This window comes from Parasphingorhabdus sp., assembly GCF_036963805.1.
In the GTDB taxonomy this organism is placed as follows: Bacteria; Pseudomonadota; Alphaproteobacteria; order Sphingomonadales; family Sphingomonadaceae; genus Parasphingorhabdus.
In genome coordinates this window covers 87079-112094 of record NZ_JBALUN010000006.1, presented here as the reverse complement: position 1 = coordinate 112094, position 25016 = coordinate 87079, and the positions used below count along the sequence as shown (strand labels likewise).

Below are 25016 nucleotides of genomic sequence, written 5' to 3'. Positions count from 1 at the left end.
TTAGATAGGAATGTTTACGGATTGCGAAAGAGCCGCGTGATTAGATAAGCGGAACCCAATATTTTAAATCCATGGTTATGAAAGGAGCCCCATGCCCTCGCAAAAACCTCCGGTAATCAGCCTGCAACCATCTCACCGATTAAACCCTATCATTCGGTGATTGTCAGCAAGAGCATTCCGCTCACAACGCATGCCGGATTTGAATTTCATGTTCGCCCGGTGGAGCCTTCCGACACGGAAGCATTTGCGGAATTCTTCACTCATGTTTCCAAGGATGACCTGCGCTTCCGCTTTTTCTCGGCCCTCCCGGAAGTTCCAGGCTCGCTGCTCGAAACTCTGATCAATGTCGAAAAGCCGACCCCTAAATCCGATGCCACACGACGGCGCGGCAACCCGCTGTTCAGTGCAATCCTAACTGCCTCTTGCTTGAAATCTTCCGTATGCTTGATCGCCATGATCGGTCTCCTTGAGTGAGGTATATAATCTCAAGTGACCGGAACCAATCCGGTGCAAGTCCAGATCCGCGCCACCACTGTTTGTTCCGCCACCACGGGATCTCCAGCATCAAGATTAATCCGCTGCAACTGACCGTTAATCGGCGCAGATACGACGAACATGTCCCGGACCCGGGTTTCGCCTATCGTCAATTGTGATCAGTAACGGTGCTTCCACCACATCTGCGGCGTCAACTTCGATGGGGGGCGTATGCAATACTCAGAAAATGCCAGAAATGACCACTATTGAAATTAGTCCGAATATAATTTTCGGGCCTAGTCGGTAACGCAAGTTCTTAGTCATTTCCTCATTCCCTCGTTTTCAGGACACTGATTAGATCGAGCTGATCAAGCCGGTTACGTATAATCGCCCGCTCGCCCCATAAATCGGCATAGGGAAAACCCGGAATATTGCTCATGTAGATACCAGCGCCGAAACCGTATAATGCGATCCTGTGAACTGTTCCTGCCATCCGCAGGGCCCGCCATCCGATATGTGAAGATCGGTCCGGCAAACACCGCATGCCAGACCCTCGATTAGTATTTCATCGGATTGAATTTTTGGCACTGCACGGTCGAATATCTGGAGCAGCGCGCTTGGTTTTTCTAGGACCATTACATGGTATTTTTTCAGCAGTTCCGCCATATCTTGAGTTTTCTATAATCTCCGATTGATCCTTCACTCAATGGAACAACTAAATATGGCTGCAACCCCGTAATCGTGCTGATCAAGGGATGGCTCATACGAATAAATACGTAAAGCAATCTCGCTCTACCCGCCCAAATTGCCCTGATAAATAGTGCGTTTTGGAGCTTTAGCTGGCGCCATAGCGTGCAGCTTTGTTGGACTGGCAACCTGGTGGGCACTTCCGTCTGGTGCAGAAGATAATGATCTGGAACGGGAGATAAATGACAATGTCTATGTTGCATGAAAAATATATCCGGTGGTTGAAGGACACAAGCCTTGACGATTTGCAGCAGGTTGGTGGTAAAAATGCATCCCTCGGTGAACTGGCGAATGCGCTTTCAGGCCATATCCATGTGCCGGAGAGTTTTTCGGTGACCGCTCAGGCCTATCGTGATCTCCTGAGCCATAATGAAATTTGGCCGCGAATGGACCAGATTCTGAGTAAAACCGACTGGACGGATATCAAACTGGCTGCATCCATGGCCGCTCGCCTGCGTGACATGGTGGAGAAGGCAAGCCTGCCGGAGGGATTGGAGGAAGGCATCCGCTCTGCTTATCAATCGCTTTGTAAGGAACATGGCCTAAACACTTCTGTTGCTGTTCGCAGCAGCGCTACTGCCGAAGATCTGCCGGATGCTTCCTTTGCCGGCCAGCATGAGACATATCTCAATATTCGAGGCGCTGATGATCTGTTCGAGGCCGTTAGCAAATGCTTCGCTTCCCTATTTACACAGCGCGCAATTTTATATCGGATAAACAAAGGGTTCGATCATAAGGATGTTGCGTTGTCAGTCGGGGTCCAACGTATGATCCGGGCGGACAAGGCGTCATCCGGTGTGATTTTTACACTTGATACAGAAAGTGGAAATAGGGATGTAGTGACGATTGCTGCGGTCTGGGGTCTAGGAGAAGCGATCGTTCAAGGGGTCGCCGATCCCGATGAGTATATTGTTCACAAGCTGACGCTGAAACAGGGTTTTGAGCAAGTGATTTCGCACCGGATTGGCGGCAAAAAAGTGAAGTTGATTTATGCTTGCAGTGATGCGGTAGAACCAACTTTGTGGCGTTCCGTATCACGAAAAGACCAGTCCAGGCTCTGTCTTTCAGATGCGGAAATTATCAAACTCGCCAAACAGGCGATTACTGTTGAGGAACATTATAGCAAATTGCATGGGAAACCCATGCCTATGGATATTGAATGGGCGAAAGATGGCCAAGATGGCCAACTCTATATCCTTCAGGCCAGACCAGAAACTATTTACGCGTCATCCGATGCAAATTTACTAACCCAATATCACTTAGACGGCGAAGCAAAGGTGATAGCGGAAGGTCAAGCAGTCGGTGATCGGATCGGAGCTGGCCCGGTTCGGATTGTTGGAAATAGCGCCGAGTTAGAAAACGTCCAGTCAGGAGATATAATGGTCGCAGAGGCCACGACGCCCGATTGGGAACCGGCGATGAAACGCGCTGCCGCAATCATTACCGAACATGGCGGGCGAACCTGTCATGCAGCTATTGTTGCGCGCGAACTGGGTGTTCCTGTCATCGTTGGTGTTGCGGGCGTCCGGGGCTTGCTCATGACGGGGCAAGAGGTCACAGTTGATTGCTCACAAGGCATGACGGGTCGCGTGCTGGATGGCCGAGTTCCGTTTTCCATCGATACGATTGACATTGGTAAAATCAGCTCGCCTGATGTTGATATCATGGTCAATATGGCTAATCCCGGCGCAGCCTTCAAAACCGCCGCTTTGCCCGTTGCCGGAGTGGGGTTGGCGCGCACCGAGTTTATCATTGCGAACGAGATCAAGGCCCATCCTATGGCGCTACTATTCCCAGATCGGATCAGCAAACGGAAGACACGGAAAAAGATCGACAAATTGACCGCAGGATATTCGGATGGCGTAGATTATTTTGTTACACGCCTTGCTGAGGGAATAGCAATGATTGCCGCTGCATTCTATCCTCGGCCTGTCATCGTGAGGACTTCGGATTTTAAAAGCAACGAATATGCGTCCTTGCTCGGCGGTAGCGATTTTGAGGATGCCGAGAATAATCCGATGATAGGCTTTCGTGGTGCCTCGCGTTATGTTCATCCGGCATATCAAGAAGCCTTTGGCCTTGAATGTCAGGCACTCCGGCGTGTTCGCGACGACATGGGTTTGTCGAACGTTATTGTCATGATACCTTTTTGCCGACGGATTGAAGAGGCCGAGCAAGTAATAGCGACTATGGCCGAGAATGGATTGAAGCAAGGGAAGGGTGGCCTCCAGCTTTATATCATGTGCGAGATTCCCAGCAACGTCATCCTGATTGATGAATTTGCCAAGCTTTTTGACGGGTTTTCCATTGGATCGAATGATCTGACACAGCTGGTTCTGGGCGTGGACCGAGATTCGGAGATACTCGCTGCTGACTTTGACGAGCAGGACCCCGCGGTTACAATGATGATTGAAAAGGCGATAGCTGGTGCGCATCGCAACGGTCTAAAATGCGGAATATGCGGGCAGGCACCATCGGATCGCCCTGGTTTTGCAGATTGGCTGGTTGAAAAGCACATCGATAGTATCAGCTTGAGTCCGGACAGCGTGGTGGCTGTATTGCAGAGGCTGTCAAATCCAAAGGGCATTGTCAACCAAGAGAGCAAACAGCGGGGAAAGCAAATCACCGATAATAGGTCGTCGGCATAATTTTGGATACGAAGCGTTGTACATCAACTGTTTCGATGAGTTTGAGAAATAAAGGAACATTGGCCCGATGGAGCAGATTCCGCTCTTCGATGAATTGCGAGAACCGCCCGACCCACTATATGTTTGGCATCAAAGGCATGTTCACCAGAAAATATTGAATCTGTCATCTGGTCAAACCGTGTTTCATGAAGGAAACATATCTGAGTATATTTTCGAAGTTCAAAGCGGAACATTGAAAATATCAAAAGTGACCGAGGATGGCCGCCAACTTATTCTGGGTTTTCCTTCGATTGGAGATGTTATCGGGCTGGCTGGTGTCTCCAAATATCTTCATACCGCCGAAACCGTGAGCGCGGCGAAACTTCGCCCCATTTCGCGCCGAGCAATTTATAGAAAATTAGCTGAGAATAACGCACTCAACCTAAAACTACTTGACCGGCTTGCAGATCAGGAAATGGCAAGTCAGGCGCACATTGCCTTATTGACCATTGCACATACAACATCGCGGATTGCTGCATTCGTGCTAAATTCTGTTAGAAAACAATCCTCCGACGACAGGCCCTCCGCTTTCGTTCATCTACCGATGACCCAGCGTGATATCGCGACCTATCTTGCAGTTGCACCCGAAACATATAGCCGCACGCTTCGCAAGTTCCGCGAGGCGGGAATATTGAAGTCGCAAAATGCGCGTAGGGGCAGGTGCGGCCTTGAAATTTCCAATATGGCGCGCCTCCAAAAGATCGCAGATGGAGGAAATATCTAAATTGCGTAACATTGTTTCACTAAGCAGACGAATTCGCGGGATTTTTTTAACTTCAATTGATCGCGGTCAATTCATCCAAAGTCGCGAATCGCTATAATTACCGCAGGGGGGATCACTCTAGCTTTAGAAAGATCCATAACATGCAGACGAAGTCATCGACGATTGAAACGCCGTCCGTCCACACGCCTTTGAAGCCAAGCAAATTTCCGGCGGATAAGTTGGATTTTTCAACGCGCCAGAGCAATGATCGTATAGGGTTCCAAAACGCAGTTGCTTGTCTTGATAACACATCCCATGGATTGATGGTCTTTCGTCACACAAAAGCCATTGCGGATGGACTACAAATACCGCTCAAGATCGCCCATGTCCTACAGGGAGCTAATCCGGGATTTGGACCCAGCGACCCGATACAATGGCAGCTTCAATGCCGAGAAGCCCGAGATCATTTGCGTCAATTGCTTGATGATGAACATGAAACAATGATGGCGCACGATCAACTTATGCTGAACGGTCTCGCTGGGAACGAGCTTGCTCGTTGGGCCCGGGGGCATAGCGGCAGCTTGATGGCACTGAACACACGTTGCAATTCTGGCCGAAACGCGCAGGAACATCCGGGAACCAATCATTTTCTGGGTAGCACCGTGCAGAGAATACTGGAAAGCAGTACGGCCTCGATGCTCTTTATTCCGCCAGGTGCTCCGGATACGGCGGTGGTGCGCTATCAACGCATCGTTGTTCCACTTGATGGATCATGCCGTGCGGAAAGCATATTGCCGATTGCCATCAGGATTGCACGCCAGCAGGGCGCTGAACTCATTCTTGCCCATGTGGTCCCGAAGCCGGAAATTGTAGAATCGACTGCTTATGACGAGGAAGTGCGCGATCTCATGGATCAACTGCGGCAGTTTAACGAGCAGAATGCCCGTGTCTATCTTGACCGTCTAAAGACTAGGCTACGTGATGAATCCGTGGCTATAAAGGCGGTTGTCCAAAACGAGGGCGACCCAAGAGACCGCTTGCTCGGCATTGCAAATGAACAGTCTGCTGATCTTATCATCATGTCGGCGCGCGGGCGAAGCGGAATGACGGATATTTCGTGTGGCAATATTGCCCGCCACATCGCAACCTATTCGGACATTCCTCTCTTGATGATCCGTCAGCAGGAAACGGGTATACGAGATCAGATCCAGATACCCCAGGGCAACCGCATACCGAGGCTATTTTGGGAGTCGGCACACTAACTCGTGACCGACACGCTTAGAACAGATGATGGTATTTCTGCTCCCTTAAATCTGGATGCCGAACGACCCGACCAGCGTGCTGCTGGAACAGAAGAACCAGAACAAATTGATGCAGAAATAGTCGGCCTTCTAGAACGGGTTGCGGTCGATCTTCATGACTCGCACCGCTTATCTTCAAAATCGGCTAAACAGGTGCCCGCATGGCAGGAAATTGGAAAGACTAACGATTGGCTCAACGAAGCTCGTAAGGCTTGCGCAAACGCTCCAAGTGAGGCGGCTAAGGCGGCTGAATGGTTGCTCGACAACGACTATCAGGTTTACCGGGCGATACGGCAGATCAAAGAAGATCTGCCGCTGAGTTTCTATAAGCAATTGCCTGCGTTAATGGTAGACGGTGAAGCAAAATACCCGCGTGTTTATTCGTTGGCACATTTGTTAATCCAAACGACGCACCTGCAGGTGACTCTATCTGCAACCGTAAAGTTCATATGCGCCTATCAACGTGCCCATCCCCTCAGTATCGCCGAGCTTTGGGCCTTTCCTACGATGATCAGGATTGCGTGCTTGGAAATTCTGGTCGATTCTCTTAGCTCAATATTTGCAGAACGCATTGTCAGACCGTTTGTGTCAACTGATACCGCTATGGCAAAATATTCGCTCGACGATACCGAACGTGTTGCCAGATCAATCGCCAATCTCTCGCTCATCGGATCCATTTCCTGGGAGGACTTTTTTGATCAGACGAGCCTTGTCGAGCGCAATTTAAGCAGCGATCCGTCTGGATTTTATTCGAAAATGGATTTTGAAACCCGCAATCGCTATCGTCGTGCTGTCGAGAATTTGGCATCTTATTGTGATAAGAACGAACCCAGTATTGCTGCTGAGGCAGTCGAACAATCCATATCAACAAAAGTCGGTGCTGCAGAAAATCATGTTGGTCACTGGTTGATTGGCGAGGGCCGCCGAGGTTTCGAGGAACATTTGGGTGCTTCGCCGCCAACTGGACTGAAGATCAGGCGGGCTGCTTTTGATCATGCCGGATTCATCTACGCAGCCGGCTTAATTTTGTTTTTGTTGGGCGCTTTAATGGTTCCAACCATTTATCTGCTCCTTATCGAAGCCAATACGCTTGCTTTTGCCGGATCATTGCTTGTCATGCTGATCCCGGCCTCGGTTCTTTCGATGTCTTTGGTGCAACGGTTAGCAACATTGGTCGTACCGCCTAAAAATTTGCCCAAGCTAGATTTTACAGAGGGCTTTTCGGAGGAAAGTCCAACCATTGTGGTTGTTCCTTCCCTTGTCGCGTCACCGGGAGAAGTGCAGGCGCTTGTCGAAAAGGTTGAATCTCATTGGCTCTCCAATAGCGATGATCAATTGCAGGTAGCTCTGCTTGCAGATCTTGCGGATGCCGCAACCGAACATGCAAATGGTGATCAGGAGATTGTCGATCGGCTGACCAAGGAATTCCGTCGGCTCAACCGTAAGCACAGTATTAAGGGACGCGGTCAATTTCATCTGCTGCTCCGACCCCGTCAATTTAATCACCGCGAAGGCTGCTGGATGTCCTGGGAGCGAAAACGCGGCAAGCTGGAGCAATTCAACCGGTTGTTAGTTGAGGGTGATGATAGCGCCTTTTCGGTGCATATTGGCAATCGAAGTGCATTAAAGGGTATCCGCTTTGTAGTGACCGTAGATGTGGACACAATGCTCCCAACAGGTTCGGTTGCGAAACTTGCCGGAACCCTTGCACACCCAGAGAATTGGGCACGCTTCGATTCAAAGACAGGTAAAATTGTTTCGGGATATTCGATATTACAGCCCCGTGTCGAAATGGCGCCACAAAGTATCAGCCGAACATTCTTCACCCGGTTTTTTGCGGGCGATACAGCGATAGATATTTACAGTCGTGCGGTTTCGAATGTTTATCAGGATTTATTCGGGTCTGGTATTTTTGTTGGTAAAGGCATTTATGATTTAGCCGCGTTTCATCTGAGTGTGGACGGACGTGTTCCGGAAGATACGATACTCAGTCATGATTTGCTGGAGGGAGCTCTCGGCAGAGCGGGGCTCGTTTCAGACATTGTTCTTTATGAAGGGTTTCCAAGCACTTATCTGGAATATATTAAACGGTGGCATCGCTGGATTCGGGGGGATTGGCAATTACTACCTTGGCTTGGCCTTTCGGTTCCGACAAGTGATGGTCGAAAAATACGAAATACCCTCACGGGGCTAGATCGCTGGAAAATTATCGATAATCTACGGCGCAGCCTTGTCCCGCCATCATTGCTTCTCATGGTCACAATCGGTTGGCTTTTCCTACCCGGGAACCCATGGTTTTGGACATTCCTGACAGTTTTTACGCATGCTGGTCAGTTGTTCACCGATTTGGTGACTGGCCTCGCACAAGGCCGCAGGCGCGGAGCGGTGCGCGGTTTATTTGCGCAGATGGCGGACCAAAGTGGCCGCTGGTTCCTTGCGATTGCTTATTTGCCCTTTGAGAGTTTTGTCACGGCACATGCAATACTGGTGGCCTTGTGGCGGCAGTTTATATCCCGACGAAATATGTTACAATGGACATCTGCGGCACATGAATCCATGCTGCAATCCTCACAGAGTTCGCGCAGCGTAATCTGGTCGAGAATGTGGATAGGACCGACTTCCGCGGTCGCCTTGGGACTGACAATTTTCTGGACAAATCCTGTTTCTTTACCTGCAGCAATACCGATACTGTTACTTTGGTTTATCGCTCCGGAGATTACGGCTCGGCTAGGTCATTTACGTCATAGGCCTGTTCGGCCTCTGGATAATTCCGATCGCCTATTCCTTCGTGAAATCGCTAGGCGGACGTGGCTCTATTTTGAAACATTTGCGGGACCTCAGGACAATTGGTTGCCGCCCGATAATTATCAGGGTGAGCCTTATCCTGAAACTGCGCACCGAACATCTCCTACTAATATCGGTATGATGATGCTTTCGACAGCGAGCGCTTGGGATCTTGGTTTTTTGGGAATAGAAGAGCTGGCCGCACGGACAGGCAATTGTTACGATACGCTTGACCGGCTTGAAACGCATCGTGGCCATTTTCTCAACTGGTACGATACCCAGAGCCTTCAACCGCTCGAACCGCGCTATGTGTCTGTGGTCGATAGCGGCAATCTCGCTGGATGCTTTATCGTGACGATCTCTGTTTTGAAAGAAATCGAGACGGCGCCGGCGATAGAACCGCAGAGATGGTCTGGAGTGGACGATGTGCTGCGTTTGCTCGCGGCAGCAAGTAAACATTTAGAAAGCGAACTGACAGGTCTGAAATCTAGCATCGAATCGCTGCGCATGCAGTTTCTCAATTTGGTTGAAAATCCGCGCCGCTGGCATGAAGGATTAGCCGTTATCTGTAAAACCGATATCCCCGAATTGGAAGCTGTCGTTGGGGAACTCGCCGCAATACCGGAATCGATCTCAACCGAAACCTTGCGCGAAATACATGCTTGGCTTGATCGATTGCGACGTCAGTCGCAAGCGATTCAGCGCGATATCAAGAAATTTGCTCCATGGCTGACACTTGCCCCCCCACCTCCATATCTGGAAATAGTTTGGAGGGACGTTGTCAAGTTGCTGAATGGCGGTAGCGATAAGCAGCGCTTTGAACATGCGCTGGAAATATTATCTACCACGAAGGTTGACGGAGAAGAAGGTCAGCGCTGGCGTATATCTTGCGTGGATGCCATAAAATCTGGCGAGAAGCATCATCAAACACTCGTATCCAAGCTACGAGAATTGTCCAAACGAACCGCAGCTTATAATGACAATATGCAATTTGCGCCGTTTTATGACCGCGACCGTCGCCTGTTTAATATCGGCTATAATGCTAGTGCGGATAAGCTCGATTCGCATCATTATGATTTGCTTGCCAGCGAAGCCCGTCTGGCGAGCTATATTGCCATTGCGTTTGGTCAGGTACCGCTTGAACACTGGTTTCATCTGGGCCGTCCGGTCATGCGTAGCGGTAAGGGATTGGCATTGATATCCTGGAATGGCTCGATGTTCGAATATCTGATGCCGCGTTTGATGATGCGCAGCGGTCCCGAAACCTTGCTTCATGAAAGTGAAAAAGTAGCGGTTCGGGCCCAACAGAATTATGGCCGTGAAACCGGTACACCCTGGGGTGTTTCTGAATCCGCCTATGCCGCGCGCGATCCGGAACATCGTTATCAATATCAGGCTTTTGGAGTTCCCAGCCTTGGTCTACGCCGCGGTCTTGCAAAAGATGTGGTGGTGGCGCCCTATGCGTCGGCCTTGGCGCTCCAGGTGTTTCCGGCTGAATCAGCTGACAATATTCGGAAAATAGTTCGTGAAGGATTATCCGGGCTTTACGGTCTGTTCGAAGCCGCAGATTATACCGATGAGCGTTTGGAAACTGGGCAAACTGTGAATCCCGTGCACGCCTATATGGCTCATCATCAAGGTATGATCTTGTGTGCGATTGGTAATAGTTTGTGCGATGATGTATTGGTCAAACGCTTCGAGGAAGACCCTCGAATGCGGGCTGTTTCCCTGTTGCTGCACGAAAGGGTTCCTCAGGAACTTCCGTCCGAAGTCGAACGGATAGAGAGTGTTGATCTGGCCAGTCGTACGCTTGGTGCTGGACTACAACCCCAGGTCTGGGCGCCAGCGCTAAAGACCGACTCTCCGCAAACCCAGTTGCTTGGAAATGGCAGCCTTTCGGCATGTATTTCTACAGGCGGTGGTGGTGGGTTGCGCTGGCGACACAATGCTTTGACCCGATTCTTACCTGATTCCACGTTGGATCGAGATGGTTTGTGGATTTACCTTCATGACAATGAGAACGGAAATATCTGGTCCGCTACGCGTCAACCGACAGACAAAAAGCCGGAACAATATGAGGTCACTTACCATTCCCATCTAGCTGAGTTTCATCGGCGCGACAATGATATCAGTGTTGGGATGGAGGTTTGTGTAGCGGCAGGAGATGATCTGGAAATCCGGCGGCTTTCCATCACTAATCTGGGTAATCGGCCGCGCTCGCTTAAGCTGACCAGTTACGGCGAGCCTGTCTTGGCTCCCGCGCTAGATGATGAAAGGCATCCCGCGTTCAGCAAATTATTTGTGGGCAGCGAATTTATTCCGCATCTCGGCGGGCTACTGTTTACTCGCCGTCCTCGCAAGCCACAGGATACTCCGCCGGTACTGCTTCATTTTTCGGTGCGTGCCGATGGACAGTCTCTTCCTTTGAGCTATGAATCAGATCGCCGTAAATTCATTGGCCGAAATGGCAGCCTGCGCCGGCCACGGGGTGCGAGCGTCAATCTGTCCGGAAGCAGCGGTTGGACTCTAGACCCAATAATGGCGTTGCAGCTTGTATGTGAGTTGGAGCCTTATGAACGCAAGGAAATTTGCCTAGTTACGATTGCTGCTGCAACGCGGGAAAGCGCGCTTGAGATTGCAGAACGCTACGCGACGCTACCTTCACTCGACTGGGCAATTAATGATGCGGCATCCGCTGCGGTCCATGAAACTGAGCGACTTAAAATAGCTGCAGACCAACTGGCCGAAATACAATCACTCGGCTCCCTGCTTGTCTATCCGCATGGAAAATTGCGCGGCCAGCCAGAAAAAATCCTTGAAAACCGGCTTGGTCAACCAAGTCTTTGGGGAATGGCAATTTCCGGCGATTATCCGATCCTGCTGTACAAGGCAGATAGGGGTTCCGATGCGTTGTTGCCATTACTGATCAAGGCTCATCAACTTTGGCGGAGGCAAGGTCTTGAGGTTGATCTGGTCATCATGCAGACGGCTGCCTCGGGTTATATTGAGCCAGTGCGTGATGACCTGATGGATATGTTGCAGGCCATCGACGCGCAATGGATGCTGGGAAGAAATGGCGGTGTCCATTTGCTATTTTTAGACCAGATCGGAACCGATCAGGCGCGGTTGATCGAGGCGGTGGCCCGCGTTGTGGTCGATGACCGTTTGGGAGCGCTTAAGGAACAATTAGAAAAAGCTCTGCGGCCTCAGGTGGCCCTGCCTCACTTTGAACCTGCGGAAGCACCGTTTGAAGATGACGATGCGCCTGCAGTAGTCCGCCCCGACAACCTGCTTTTCGACAATGGTTTCGGTGGATTTATGCCCGATGGACGAGAATATTGCATTCACCTGGAGCCGGGACAGTCAACTCCAGCACCGTGGGTGAATATCCTCGCTAACAATGTTTTTGGATGCATCGCTAGCGAGACTGGGTGCGGTTTTAGTTGGGCTGTTAATAGCGGCGAAAACCGGCTAACACCTTGGACTAATGACGCAATTACTGACGAACCGGCCGAGGTGCTTTATCTTCGCGATGAGGAAACTGCGGAAGTCTGGACTCCTACACCCGGGCCGAATGGAAGAGAAGAAAGTTGCCAAATTCGTCACGGCGCTGGCTATACCGATTGGCATAAAATCTCTCATGGACTGGGGCAGGAGCTACGAATTTTCGTACCGGCCGATGATCCAGTTAAGATTATCCGCCTGCGCCTAATGAACCATAGTGCACGCCATCGCAGGGTAACGGCCACCTATTATGCGGAATGGCTGCTCGGTGCGCTGCGTAGTGTATCACGAGGCACCATAGTCACCCATTATGATCCTCAGCAGGAGGCACTGATTGCCCGGAATAGCTGGAACCCGGACTTTTCCGAGCAGATGGCATTTTTGACTGCCAATAAGCCGCCACATAGCACGACAACCGACCGGAAGGAATTTCTGGGACGAGAGGGTAATCTGGAAAACCCGGCAGGTCTTAAGCGATGGGGGCTTGAAAGGGGAGACCATCTGGGAGCTGATCCCTGCGCTGCTTATCAGGTGCATCTGGAACTTGATCCCGGTGAAGCGGAGGAGCTGGTGTTCGTTTTAGGTCAGGGTGCAAGCGAAAGTCACGCAAGATCCTTGATTGCTGATTGGAAAGACCCGGCGAAGGTAGAGGCCGCATTTGAGAAGTTAACTGCTAAATGGGATGATCTACTGGGCGCAATTGAAGTGAACACACCAGATCCTGCCTTCGATCTAATGGTCAACCGCTGGTTGCTTTATCAATCGATGAGTTCCCGCCTATTGGCCCGCGCCGGATTTTATCAGGCGAGCGGTGCAATTGGGTTTCGCGATCAGTTACAGGACGTAATGGCCTTCATGCATAACGATCCTGCACGCGCTCGGGCGCATATTTTGGACTGTGCAGCGCATCAGTTTGAACAGGGTGATGTATTACACTGGTGGCATCCGCCATCTGATCGCGGCGTTCGGACGCGATGTTCGGATGACTTGCTCTGGCTGACCTATGCCACCTGCGAATATGTCGAAAAAACTGGTGACGAAACGATCTTGAGCGAGAAAATTCCTTATTTACGGGCACCGCCATTATCGGATGATGAGGAAGATCGCTATTCTGCATTTGAAAGTACGACAGCGCAATATAGCCTTTATGATCATTGTCAGCAAGCGCTGGAAAAGGGATTTACCCATGGCCATAACGGTCTTCCGCTCATTGGCGCAGGTGACTGGAATGACGGGATGGACCGCGTCGGACGTGACGGGCGGGGAGAAAGCATCTGGCTTGCCTGGTTCGCGATTGTCACGGCCAATGCGTTTGCGGCGCTGAGCCGCCGAACCGGACAGGTGCGGATTGCAGACAACTGGTCGGGGCGAGCCAGGGATATGCTTTTAGCTGCAGAAGATTCAGGCTGGGACGGAGGCTGGTATCGGCGTGCTTTTGATGATGACAGACACCCTTGGGGGTCGTCGACCAATATGGAATGTCAGATTGATTCTATCTCGCAATCCTGGGCCGTATTTGCCGGGGCAAATAGCGAACGGACGAAAATAGCGCTCGAAGCGGCTTGGCGGGAACTGGTGGACGAGGACAATCATATCGCGCGGTTGCTCTGGCCTCCATTTGATAAAACACCTCGCGATCCGGGCTATATCAAGGCTTATCCACCGGGTATTCGGGAAAATGGAGGTCAATATTCACACGCGACAGTGTGGTTTGGCATAGCACTGGCCCGATTTGGTGAACCCGATAAAGCGATGGATATTTTCAATATGCTGTGTGCCATCGGCCGCGTTGGTAACTCTGAACAAGCCGAAGACTATCTGGTCGAGCCCTATGCTGTCGCAGCCGATATTGCAGGCGGCGAAACGCATGGTGGCCGAGGTGGCTGGACCTGGTATACTGGAGCAGCGGCTTGGACATGGCGGCTCGCAACCGAGGAAATATTAGGTTTGAAGCTCAAGGATGGAAAACTGGAGATTAATCCTGCTATTCCGACGGAGTGGGCCGGTTACTCGGCTAAATTTAGACAAACTGACGGCTCGATATCGCTGAATATTCGACGGGGTGAGACTGGAACCAATATGGCTCGGTTTATCGTCGATGGCAAAGAACAATCTGAACGATTGATCCAATTTCCAGATGATGGTTCCGAACTTCATGTCGAGGTCATTATATGATGGAAAAAATCCTCTCTGTATCGCTCAACCCAGCAATTGATGTTTCCTGCACGGCCGAGAGGATCGCGCCAACGGTTAAAATCAGAACGCACGATCAGGTCCATGACCCCGGTGGATGCGGGGTCAATGTCGCGCGAGTTATCGCGACGCTCGGCGGAAAACCGGGGCTGCTCTATGTGGCGGGCGGCGTAACGGGCGCGTTGCTCCAGGATATTATTGGCCAATTGCCGGTCATTGGGTATCCAATTGCTGCGTCGGGGGCTACGCGCATATCCTACACCGTGCGGGATTTGGAAGAAGGGCTAGAATATCGCTTTATTCCCGAAGGACCGGATATCAAGGCAGGGGAATTTGAACAGGTGTTAAAACTCGTTTGCGAGCTTGATTACCACTATATTGTCCTGACCGGCAGCCTGCCTAAAAATGCGCCGCTTGACGTTTATACGCAGTTGACCAAAATTGCGGTCGAACGGGGCGCGCGAGTCATTCTCGACAGTAGCGGGAGAGCATTGAGTGGCGCGCTTAGCCATGGCGGGGTTTTTCTTGCCAAACCAAGTTTGGAAGAGCTCGAACAGCTCGTTGGCAAATCATTAAACCGGGAACAGGCAGGCGCGGAGACAATCAAGATCATCAAGCGCGGCAATGCGGAAAATATAGTCGTTTCCATGGGTGCCGATGGCGCGCTTCTAGCAAGAAATTCCGGATATATTCATGCGCCGGCACCAAAAGTAAGGACTGGATCGGCGGTGGGGGCAGGCGACAGTTTTGTTGGCGCGATGGTGTTTGCACTGGCTAACGGAATTGGCATCGAGGAAGCGTTTCATTTTGGTATAGCTGCCGGATCAGCAGCGGTCATTACGACGGGAACACAATTATGTCGCCTAGGAGATGTCCTGCGCCTGTATCGCCGGGAAGCGAGGGAACGCGACCAATTCGAAGTTGGGAAAATGTTGGCGGCGCTCAATGCTGAAGCTGCTCAAGCCTTGTCGGCGTAGAGAAGACGGCCTGACCTCAGTCTTGCTAAATACTTGATCGAGGTCGGTTTCAGAGAATGCAAATCAGCTTTGGCTCCGGCTCAGTTTGCCGTGTGTTCTAACCATTTTGGGATATGCATATCAAGCACCGTGAATTACAATCGCTCTTCCATTGATGCCACCCGCAGGCAAACAATATAATGTACTCAACGTGGCATCACAAGTGCTGAGAATGTTGGAATATTCCGGTAGTATTGCGATTTACTAGATATGGAGACCAGCTTAGGGATGTGTTCATGGTAACCACATCCAGAGCGCGCATTAACAAAGCAGGAAGAAATGCGTCGCTTATGCGAAATGCAGGCGGCGATATTTGCCCCGGAAGTACAGCAGTGGATCACGCCGCGGTTCAAAGCTTGCTTTTATGACCCTTCCAACCAGAATGAAATGGTCACCGCCGTCATGTATAGCGTCCTGCACACATTCAAAGCTGCTCAGCGAGCCCGTGAGTACCGGCACGCCTGTCTCTCCAGGTTCCCAAGCGGTATCAGCAAACCGATCATCGCTTTTGCCGGCGAATCGGTCGGAGGCTGGTTGCTGGCCGATCTGAAGCACGTTGACCGCAAAATGAGAGGCGGCCTTTAGCGTCGTCGCGCTCCCTGCGTTATTGGCAATGCAGACTAGCAGCAATGGAGGATCAAGTGAGACGGATGTGAAACTGTTGGCCGTCAGACCAATGGGGGACCCATCGGTTGCGGTAGCTGTGACAATAGTGACGCCGGTTGCAAAACAACCCAGTGCATCGCGCAGGGTCCGGGCATCGGAGCCCGAGCGATATTCCGGCGGGGCAAGCGGTTGGCGCCGTTCAAGGAAATCAATTAGTAATGCGTTGAAAGTCTCGGTTCGATCGCCAGTTACGAGGAGACTGGTATCTTCGACTTCCACGAACTCAGCATTCGGCAATATGCTGACAAAAGCGGCAGCTTCTGCACCTGAACCCATATCGTTAAGCGCGCCGCGCACAGATAATACTGGAATGCTCAGTCCCGGAGCGGCCTCGGCCAAGCGATCAGACAAACCGGTCACTTCCAGACTGTCTATCAACCGCAAATCCCAGGTTGATGCGTCTTTTGACTGTGCAGCTCGTTCACGCATTTGTTCGCTAATCGTGCGCGCCGTTTCGCGATCGACATGGGTTGGGATGTCGACCAGAACCAGCCCGGCTGCAAGCGTCGCTGCATCCTTACCTAGCGCAATCGTTGCAATCCAACCGCCCAGTGTTGCCGCAACCACGACCGGGCGGGTAGCCATTTGCGCGAGAACGGCACGCAAATCTTCGACATAGGTATCAAAATCATAGCTACCGTCCGGGGACCATTCACTGCCTCCATGACCCCGCAGGTCGAGGCTGATCACGCGGCGTCCGGCTTTCTCCAGCGCCTTCGCCACATCCGTCCAGACACTGCGCGTCTGTCCGCCTCCATGGATGAGGAGAATGGATGGATTCTCCTCTGATCCTATGGCTTCAGCTTCGAGCCGGATTCCTGCGAATCCTTTGAATTCGACGATACTCATGCTCTTACCGTTCCTTTCCGAGCTTCCTTACATTTTCTGTGTGGAACATTTCGGATGTTTAATCCCAAAGAACATGCACGGCGTCTGGGCCGCGCATGTTCAGGCCTTTGATTTCCGGGTGTGGATAAGCTGGATCAAAACGCAAATTTGGCAAGTCCAATATGGCATCGAGCGCGACTTCCAATTCGGCTAGCGCCATATGCATTCCCAAGCACATATGTGGACCAAAGCCGAAGCTAAGCAGAGGGCGCATCGGGCGCTTCAGCCAGAGTCTGTCTGGGTCTTCATATGTTTCCGGATCGCGGTTTGCTGCTGCGATCGAGCAGAGCACTGCCGTCCCTTTTGGGACTTCGACGTCACCAATTTTCATATCTCGGGCCGCAATTCTTGCAACTGCGCCCGCTGTGGGGTCGCGCCGCATGGTTTCCATGACCGCCTTGGGAATGAGCTTGCGATCCTGCCGGACCTCATCCAACACGTCTGGATTTTCCAGCAGCTGCACCATCATGTTGGCAAAGCTGCGCGTGGTTGTTTCCCCAGCGGCCAGCAGCAGCATACGGATAAAGGCGGTGATTTCCTCATCCGTAAAGCGTTCGCCCTCGTGCTCAACCTGCATCATGTAGCCTAGGATATCGGCACGCATTTCGCCGCGCGCGCGATAGTCCTGAACGATTGGGAGCAGCGTATCGTACATGGATTGACCGGCCACCATCGATTGCGGCACTGTAATTTTTGCGATTTCCGGATCGGCTTGCGGTGCGGCGACGACCTGAATTGCCCAGCTCGCCAGATCGGAGAGCAGGCTTTCCTGATGCGGGAAACCGAAATAGGCGTACATGGCGCGGATCGGAAAAGGCAGGGCAAATTCGCGCAGCAGATCCGCCTTGCCATTGGGGCGCAGTTTGTCGACAAACTCTGTCACCACGACCGGACGGATGAGTGTGTCGATCAACTTGCGGATTTCTGACCGCATGAACGGTTTTTGCAGCGTGGCTCGGAATTTGTCGTGCTCCTCGCCATCCATCGCAGTCAGCAACATATTGTCTACGGCAGCGCCAAAACCATCGCCGACGATATAGCTCAGCCAGTCTTTCGGATTCATAAGGACGCTGTGAATGTCCTTGTAACGGAATAGGCTTACTGTCGGACGTCCGGTCATCATATAATCCGCCATGCTGGGGACCATATGTTCTTTTAGGATATCTCCATGCATTACCGGACATTTTGACCGTTTTTCTTCAAACATCGGATAGGGGTTGTTGGGTGCGTTGCCCGAATATCCGTTTGTTACCAGCGAATAGTCGGCAACCATCTGGTCCAGCGGGGCAAGGGTCTTACTGTTCATGATTAAGGTTCTCACATTCTGATTGGCTTCGGTATGTTTTGCGGAGTTTACCGCGCGCCTGTACCTGCCTAAAGACATGTTTGTTTGACTCGCGTAAAGGATCGGAGGACGGATCTTGGAGGCAAAGCAATGGCGGTAAATCCGATATAATGAGAAATATGAGCTAATGGAATTCTCTACTCATCGCGCATAAAGTCCGAACTAATTACGGTTACCTATCCTTTAGTAGGTCAGAAAATCCGCTTGTTGTGGGAGCTATTTCAATGAATTAGAATGTAATGTGAGGTGTCTATGTTAGGTCAACAAGTAACCGAGGCTCCGGCCCATGTGCCGAAAGAACTGGTGCTCGAATATCCGATCAAGATGGGTGGGTTGATTGACGAAAATCCTTTTGACCGAATTATACCCGATATCCATCGTACGAGGCCGCCAATTTTTTATGCATTGGATGCCTATCCGGGCGGCACACCGGCGTGGATAGTGCGCCGCGTCGCGGATTTGCAGAAGATCTATTTTGATACCGATAGCTTTTCCAACAAGGATTTCGCGCCCTTTGCATTGCTGGTCGGTGAGAGCTGGAGCTCGCTGCCGGCAGAAACCGATCCGCCGATGCACGGCCTCTATCGCAAATGGGTGAACCCATTGTTCACGCCTAAGGAAATTAACAAGCTGGACGGGAAAATCCGCCAATATGCTGAAGAATATTGCGCGACGATTAAAGCCAAAGGATCTTGTGAATTCATGCGCGAGTTTGCGTTTGAATTCCCGATCAAGGTGTTCCTTGAGCTGATGGGTTTGCCGCAAGAGATGACAGCAGAATTTCTAGAGTGGGAAATGGGGCTGCTCCACACCAATGATCTGTCCGTGATCGCCGCGAGTACCCGAAAAGTGGTCGACTATCTTCGACCGGAGATTGCCGACCGCAAGGCCAATCCGCGTGACGATCTAATCAGCTATGGCGTGACGACGCAAATTGACGGCAGACCAATGACAGATGATGAACTCATCGGATTTGCATTCAACTTGTTCATCGGTGGTATGGATACGGTCTCAACCAATATGGCTTGGCAGTTCCGCCATCTTGCGACGCACCAGGAAGACCAGAATATGCTGCGTAACAATCCCTCTATGATTCCTGATGCAATTGAGGAATTGATGCGCGCCTATCCCGCTGTTACGACCTTCCGCACCTGCAAGAAGGAAGTGTCGATTGGTGACATTACTTTTCAGCCCGGTGACAAAATAGCCATGCCAACCAGCTTGGCCGGCCGTGATCCGGAAGAATATGAGGACGCCGACAAGGTGATGCTTGATCGCAAAACCCGCTATTTGAGCTTTGGGTACGGCCCGCATCTATGTGTTGGAATGCATCTTGCCCGGCGTGAAATGCGCATTGCGCTCGAAGAATTCCTTACCGCAATTCCGGAATTTCGTATCCGAGATGATTATACGGTGAAGACGCATACTGGCGGTATTTTGCAGCCAGAAAAATTACCTTTGGTCTGGGATTGAACGATGGACATAGATGTAATCTTTGAGGCGGCCCGGACATATAACGCTTTCGAAGACCGCCCCGTTCCAGCTGCCCTGCTGCGGCAAGTTTACGATCATTTGAAATGGGGGCCGACATCGGCCAATAGTTGCCCGGCCCGCTTCGTGTTCGTAACGTCTCCGGAAGCCAAATCTCGGTTGTTACCCTGCGTGAATGAAGGCAATGTCGACAAGGTTGCTTCCGCTCCAGTGACTGTGATCATCGCCGGCGACACCCGTTTTTTCGAGCAGATGCCAAAGCTGTTCCCGTCACGTGATTTCATTTCTATATTCGCAGGCAAGGATGCGGTGATAGCCGACCTTCTCGCAAGGAATGTACCGTTGCAAGGCGCTTACATGATCATTGCTGCACGGGCATTGGGGCTCGATTGCGGTCCCATGTCCGGCTTTGACGCGGCAAAGCTCAACACTGAATTCTTCCCTGACGGGCAGTGGCAGGCGAATTTCATTTGTGCGCTTGGCTATGGCCGCGAAGATAGCCTGTTTCCGCGTAATCCGCGGCTTGATTTTGAGGAAGCGTGCCGTATCGTTTGAGGGAAATGGAGAAAATCATGGCTGATATCGATCCAAAATTCAGGGACTCGCTGGAGGATTTTGAAAGGCGTGAGGTGACGCTGCTGGGCAAGACCAAGCGCGTCTATATTGCAGGTAGCGGTCCGGCGGTGATCGTCATGTCGGAGATGCCGGGGATCAGTCCCTATGTCGCGCGATTTGCTCGCTGGGTACGAGATGCCGGTTTTACGGTCTATATGCCATCGTTGTTCGGGGAGGATGGCGTTTTGCCGAGCAACGGTAAAACGATGATGACGGTCGCCCGCGCCTGTATCAGCAAGGAGTTCAGGGCTTTTGCTAGCAATGCGTCTAGCCCGGTGACAAAATGGTTACGTGCGTTGGCAGCGCAGGCGCATCAAGAATGCGGCGGAGAGGGCGTGGGTGCCATCGGCATGTGTTTTACCGGAAATTTCGCGCTGTCAATGATGCTGGAAAAAGCAGTGATTGCGCCTGTGCTTTCGCAGCCCTCACTGCCTATGCACAATCCGTCAGGACTTGCCATTGATCCTGACGAACTCGCTCTCGTCAAGGCGCGAATGGAGGCCGAAGACCTGACTGCGCTCGCCTATCGCTTCGAGGGTGACAGCTTTTGTAAGGCCGAGCGGTTTGCAGCCTATAGCGAAGCATTAGGAGACCGGTTCATCGGCAAGGTATTGCCCGATTCAGCCGCCAATCCGGATGCGCCGCTCAAAACCCCGCACAGCGTAGTCACATTGCACCTAATCGACGAAGTTGGTCAGCCGACCGTCGAGGCGCGCGACGAAATACTAGATTTCTTTCGCGCGCGCCTGATCAGCGATCAATAAGCGCCAGGGGGCGAGATCATGTCGCCGCCGGCAATATTGCGGCCGTAAATTTCATAGCCGATCGTCGGGATGTTCTGGATGTGGCGCAGGGCCATGGAAACATCTCTCCAGTAGCGGTTGATTGGCTTGTCGAGCGAGAAGGCCGAGGATCCTGCCTGGAACATCAGCGATTCAGAGGTGCGATGCACAAGCTCGATCATTTGCGCACCTTGTGCGCGATGTCGTGCCTTGTCTTCCACGGACAGTTCTCCGTCGGTCAACGCAACCTGATCGAGTTCGCCCACCAGACTGAACAATATCAGCTTGGCAGTGTCGAGCATTGCTGCCGCTTCACCCAGATCGCGCATATAGGCACCGGAATTTTTCCGCGGCCCGATGATCGTCGTCAAAACCGGCTTGAATTCTGACTCCGCTCTGACAATTTCCAGCATCGCTTCGACTGTACCGATAAGCTGGGCAATACCGGTCGTGCGGACAACAGGTACCACTGGCAGCACGTCTGTCGGCGCTCCAAAATGCCGTTTGGTCCGGTCAATTTGTCCGGCGCGTTCATCCATCAACACCATCTGGCCTTCGGGAATGAAGACATCGGTTGCGACGCTAGTGTCCGATCCGGTGCCCTGCATACCCGATACAAACCACGTATCTTTGATGGTCAGGTCGCTGAACGGGATATAGCACATGCTGATTCCCGGCACGACCGGTCCTTCATAATCTTCGAGCACAACACCCTGCTGCGCCCATTTAGATTGGCGCGAACCGGATGTGTACGGCCATGCACCATTGATGATCCAGCCGCCGTCAACCTTGCGGGCCTTGCCCGGCGGGTTATAGGCACCACAGACCGTTGTAGGGCCATCGGCAAACACCACGTCCTGAACGCTGTCAGGTGCCATACTGGTAACCCAGCTGGTGCCGTTAATGATCTGCACTACCCAGCTCACGGCAGGGTCGCCTTTTGCAATTTCAATTTGCATACGACAGAAGTCAGTGAGTGACAGGCCCACTCCGCCCAAACGTTTGGGAAGCAATGCGTACAGGAGATTATTTTCAAACAATGCGTCTTCGACAGTCTTGGTAGGTGACCGCTGTTTTTCTCCGTCCGCAGCTTCTGCCGCGAACAAAGGCCGCAGTTCTATTGCTTTGGCGACCATGGCGTCGGCGGTCGCCTTATCCGCAAATGTCGATAGTTCCTCATTCTTGATTTTTTCAACAGTGGCCATTGGTATTCCTTTCCCGTTCTATTTCTGTGTAGCGGCGATTTTAAGCGCCCATTTTTGCACGTTTTCCGCCGTATCGTCCCAACGTTGTTTCCATTCATCACTAGCAGGCACCAACAATGTACTGAGCTGCATCCGCACCAGCATTTCGACAAATGCTTCGCGGTTCATCGGTTCACCGAGCAGGCCATCGAAATAATCAAAGGTGTGTTCAAGTGCTTCCAGCACGGCCTGTTTGTAGCGATCAAAGCGGCTGCGGAAGAAGGCGAGGTGAAAAGCTGGCTCAACTTCGAAGACGCGGTCCGGCGAATTCTCGATTGTATATTGTCCATAAAACCTCATAACTGATTTGAAGCGCTCCATGGGATCCAGAATGCCATTGCCAGCATCGCGGATGCCAGTTTCAAAGCCGACGCACACAAATTCTGCAACAGCCACGAGCACTTCGTCTTTGTTGGAAAAATAGCGGTACAGTGTTCCGCGAGACACTCCGCTGGCTTCAATGATGTCACTCATCGAGAGACGCTTCACACCGCGGCTGGCAATAGCATCCAGCGCGCCGCTCAGGATGCGTATCACGCTTGGAGAAAGCTCTATTTCCGGTGTCGGATCGGCTTCGATTTCAGCAGCGACAAGTCTCATGGGCTACCCTCTTCCAATTCTTCTAGATTGTGCGGCACGCTGACATAACCGGGCAAATTCTGTCCGCCGTCAACATTGATCATCTCTCCGGTGACAAATGCCGACATTTCAGACGCCAGAAAGACGATGACCGGGCCAATATCCTTTTCAGGATCGCCAGCACGCTTCAGCGGATTATTGGCCGTAGCTTGTTCCAGAAAACCTGGTACTTTCTCGACCAGTTCCGCAAAAACCTGCCCCAGACCGGTGGGAGCGATAGCATTGCAACGAATGTTAAATCTGCCCCATTCCACTGCAGCGCTGCGGGTGAGGCCCATAATGCCCATTTTGTTGATATTATAATCGCTGTGCAGCCATGCGCCCGTCTGGGCATCAATGCTGTGGAAATTGATGATTGAACCGCCCCCGCGCTTTTTCATATGCGGCAAGGCTGCACGCATGCCCCACCAACATCCCCAGACACCGATATCTAGCGTACGTTTCAACATTTCGTCAGTCTTGTGTTCCAACAAAACATTATCCGACAGCAAGGATGCGTTGTTAACCAGAATATCCAGCCCACCAAATTCATTGACGGCTCGCTGTACCATCGCTTCGACCTGTTCTTTAACGCCCATGTCAGCGGACATCCCGATCGCCTGCGTGCCAAATTCGTCGCGGATTTCGGCCGCGACTTTTTCGGTTGCGATGCCGTCGCGCCCGGTTATGAGGAGGGACGCGCCTTCTTTTGCTATCGCGCGGGAAATGCCATAACCAAGGCCCTTCGCTCCGCCCGTGACAATAGCAACTTTGCCTTCCAGCAATCGGCTCATGCTTTCTCTCCCACTAATTTGTCCATATCTATGCGTTGTTCGCATTTTTCTTGTGTCAGCACATAGCCGCGCACCACATTATCGTTGTCAACGAAGACATGTTTAGAGCCACTTGCGTCATCCTCAACCTCTCGCCATTCTCCGGCAACCGAAGGGGCAGGGGGTAGCAAATTGATCGGGAAGAGGGTTGTCTTCACCTGCACCGAAAGTGGCGGAAACCGAATTTCGGTGGGCGTACCCAGAACCGAAGGGGCAATGCCGCGTGCCGCCGCCATGATCGGTGTGACGTACGCCGACAAGCCGTGCTGATATTCTGCGCAATCGCCAATGGCGTATATATCGGGATCGCTCGTCTGGCCAAATTGATTGACCTTGATGCCAAGTCCGACCTCAAGTCCGGCCTCTTCCGCTAGACTTATATTAGGTCGCAGGCCAACGGCAGAAAGCACCAGATCCGCATTAATGGTGCTGCCGTCATCAAGTGTGGCGACATAACCTGGGCCGGGCTCGCTATAATCTATGGCCGTAATTTTGCGGCCCAGATGCCATTCCACCCCTTCGGCGGCAAGCGTATCGCGTATCTTCTCGCCAACAGCAGGCGGAACCAGCTGTGCGAGCGGCAGCGCCAGCATGTCGACAACAATTGGCTTGTAGCCATTGGTCACCAGATCATTGGCAAATTCGGTGCCGACCAGACCGGAACCCATGACAAGCACACGCGCACCATCGGGCAGTTCGGTCCGAAACCGGCCATAATGATCGAGCTGGTTGACAGAAATGGCGCGGTGCGCTGCGTTTCCTTCCATCGGGGGGCGAAAGGGCAGCGCCCCTGTCGCCAAGATCAGTGAATCATAATGGATCGGCCCGCCAGTTGTGCACAAGGCTTTGCCCGCACGATCAATCGCCTCAGCCTCTCGGCCAATGCGTGCATCCAGTTTCAACTGGGTCTTCATTTTTTCTGCATCCGAGGTCACCAGAGTGACTGCCGTCTTGCCCTTCGCTAGGGCCGTTGAAAGCGCCGGTTTCGAATAGAAATGCCCATCCTCCAGCGTAACTAGAGTGAGCTTGGCATCCGGCGCAGATTTACGTAATTCTCGCAAGACGCCAAAGCCTGCAAGGCCGCTTCCGACAACAACAACAGATTTTGGTGTTGAACCGCTCATC

The 25016-nt window shown here is 52.0% G+C and carries 16 protein-coding genes and 1 pseudogene; 8 read left to right on the top strand and 9 right to left on the bottom strand.

Translation table 11 applies throughout. The features are described 5' to 3' along the window. Positions 1-335: 335 nt before the first annotated feature. From V7676_RS14270 to V7676_RS14260, 3 genes and pseudogenes are all read right to left on the bottom strand, one after another. Positions 336-455 (bottom strand): annotated as a pseudogene (locus V7676_RS14270) (IS3-like element IS1133 family transposase); the annotation flags it as partial. A gap of 30 nt (positions 456-485) precedes the next feature. Next, complete coding sequence (locus V7676_RS14265; RefSeq protein ID WP_335660379.1) at positions 486-617, bottom strand: hypothetical protein; 132 nt, start codon at positions 615-617, stop codon at positions 486-488. Positions 618-909: 292 nt separating this feature from the next. After that, positions 910-1140, bottom strand: coding sequence for a hypothetical protein (locus V7676_RS14260; RefSeq protein ID WP_335660378.1), 231 nt, complete (start codon positions 1138-1140; stop codon positions 910-912). Between the two features lie 263 nt (positions 1141-1403). On the opposite strand from V7676_RS14260, the gene ppsA reads away from it, so the two are divergent. The 5 genes from ppsA to V7676_RS14235 all read left to right on the top strand — a co-directional run bounded on the left by ppsA (position 1404) and on the right by V7676_RS14235 (position 15370). Then, on the top strand, positions 1404-3869 hold the full coding sequence (gene ppsA, locus V7676_RS14255; protein ID WP_335660377.1) for a phosphoenolpyruvate synthase: 2466 nt from the start codon (positions 1404-1406) through the stop codon (positions 3867-3869). 67 nt (positions 3870-3936) lie between these two features. Further along, entirely contained in the window at positions 3937-4632 is a 696-nt protein-coding gene (locus V7676_RS14250; protein WP_335660376.1) for a Crp/Fnr family transcriptional regulator, read from the top strand. A gap of 140 nt (positions 4633-4772) precedes the next feature. Then, a complete protein-coding gene (locus V7676_RS14245; RefSeq protein WP_335660375.1) occupies positions 4773-5873 on the top strand; it encodes a universal stress protein in 1101 nt (366 codons plus the stop codon). A gap of 3 nt (positions 5874-5876) precedes the next feature. Then, positions 5877-14375: a GH36-type glycosyl hydrolase domain-containing protein gene (locus V7676_RS14240; RefSeq protein WP_335660374.1), complete on the top strand. Its 8499-nt coding sequence runs from the start codon at positions 5877-5879 to the stop codon at positions 14373-14375. Next, positions 14372-15370, top strand: a complete 999-nt coding sequence (locus tag V7676_RS14235; RefSeq protein ID WP_335660373.1) for a 1-phosphofructokinase family hexose kinase — start codon at positions 14372-14374, stop codon at positions 15368-15370. Before V7676_RS14240 ends, V7676_RS14235 begins: the two co-directional genes overlap by 4 nt. 327 nt (positions 15371-15697) lie before the next feature. Here V7676_RS14235 and V7676_RS14230 read toward each other — a convergent pair whose 3' ends face one another. Further along, on the bottom strand, positions 15698-16924 hold the full coding sequence (locus V7676_RS14230; protein WP_335660372.1) for an alpha/beta fold hydrolase: 1227 nt from the start codon (positions 16922-16924) through the stop codon (positions 15698-15700). A gap of 58 nt (positions 16925-16982) precedes the next feature. Then, entirely contained in the window at positions 16983-18269 is a 1287-nt protein-coding gene (locus V7676_RS14225) for a cytochrome P450 (protein WP_335660371.1), read from the bottom strand. 291 nt (positions 18270-18560) lie between these two features. On the opposite strand from V7676_RS14225, the gene V7676_RS14220 reads away from it, so the two are divergent. Genes V7676_RS14220 through V7676_RS14210 form a run of 3 tightly spaced genes read left to right on the top strand, consistent with a single transcriptional unit; the run spans position 18561 to position 21178 of the window. Further along, positions 18561-19781 (top strand): cytochrome P450, encoded by a 1221-nt coding sequence (locus V7676_RS14220; protein WP_335660370.1) that lies wholly within the window; start codon positions 18561-18563, stop codon positions 19779-19781. 3 nt (positions 19782-19784) lie between these two features. Then, a complete protein-coding gene (locus V7676_RS14215; protein ID WP_335660369.1) occupies positions 19785-20354 on the top strand; it encodes a malonic semialdehyde reductase in 570 nt (189 codons plus the stop codon). A gap of 17 nt (positions 20355-20371) precedes the next feature. Further along, positions 20372-21178 (top strand): dienelactone hydrolase family protein, encoded by an 807-nt coding sequence (locus V7676_RS14210; protein ID WP_335660368.1) that lies wholly within the window; start codon positions 20372-20374, stop codon positions 21176-21178. Here the strand turns inward: V7676_RS14210 and V7676_RS14205 are convergent. From V7676_RS14205 to V7676_RS14190, 4 genes are read right to left on the bottom strand one after another with little or no spacing between them, the layout of a single operon-like run. Then, a complete protein-coding gene (locus tag V7676_RS14205; protein ID WP_335660367.1) occupies positions 21172-22401 on the bottom strand; it encodes an acyl-CoA dehydrogenase in 1230 nt (409 codons plus the stop codon). The two genes, V7676_RS14210 and V7676_RS14205, sit on opposite strands and share 7 nt — an antisense overlap. 18 nt (positions 22402-22419) lie before the next feature. After that, positions 22420-23040, bottom strand: a complete 621-nt coding sequence (locus V7676_RS14200) for a TetR/AcrR family transcriptional regulator (RefSeq protein WP_335660366.1) — start codon at positions 23038-23040, stop codon at positions 22420-22422. Next, a complete protein-coding gene (locus V7676_RS14195; RefSeq protein WP_335660365.1) occupies positions 23037-23852 on the bottom strand; it encodes an SDR family NAD(P)-dependent oxidoreductase in 816 nt (271 codons plus the stop codon). Before V7676_RS14195 ends, V7676_RS14200 begins: the two co-directional genes overlap by 4 nt. After that, positions 23849-25015, bottom strand: a complete 1167-nt coding sequence (locus tag V7676_RS14190) for an NAD(P)/FAD-dependent oxidoreductase (protein ID WP_335660364.1) — start codon at positions 25013-25015, stop codon at positions 23849-23851. The genes V7676_RS14195 and V7676_RS14190 overlap by 4 nt, the downstream gene beginning before the upstream one ends. Position 25016: the final 1 nt, after the last annotated feature.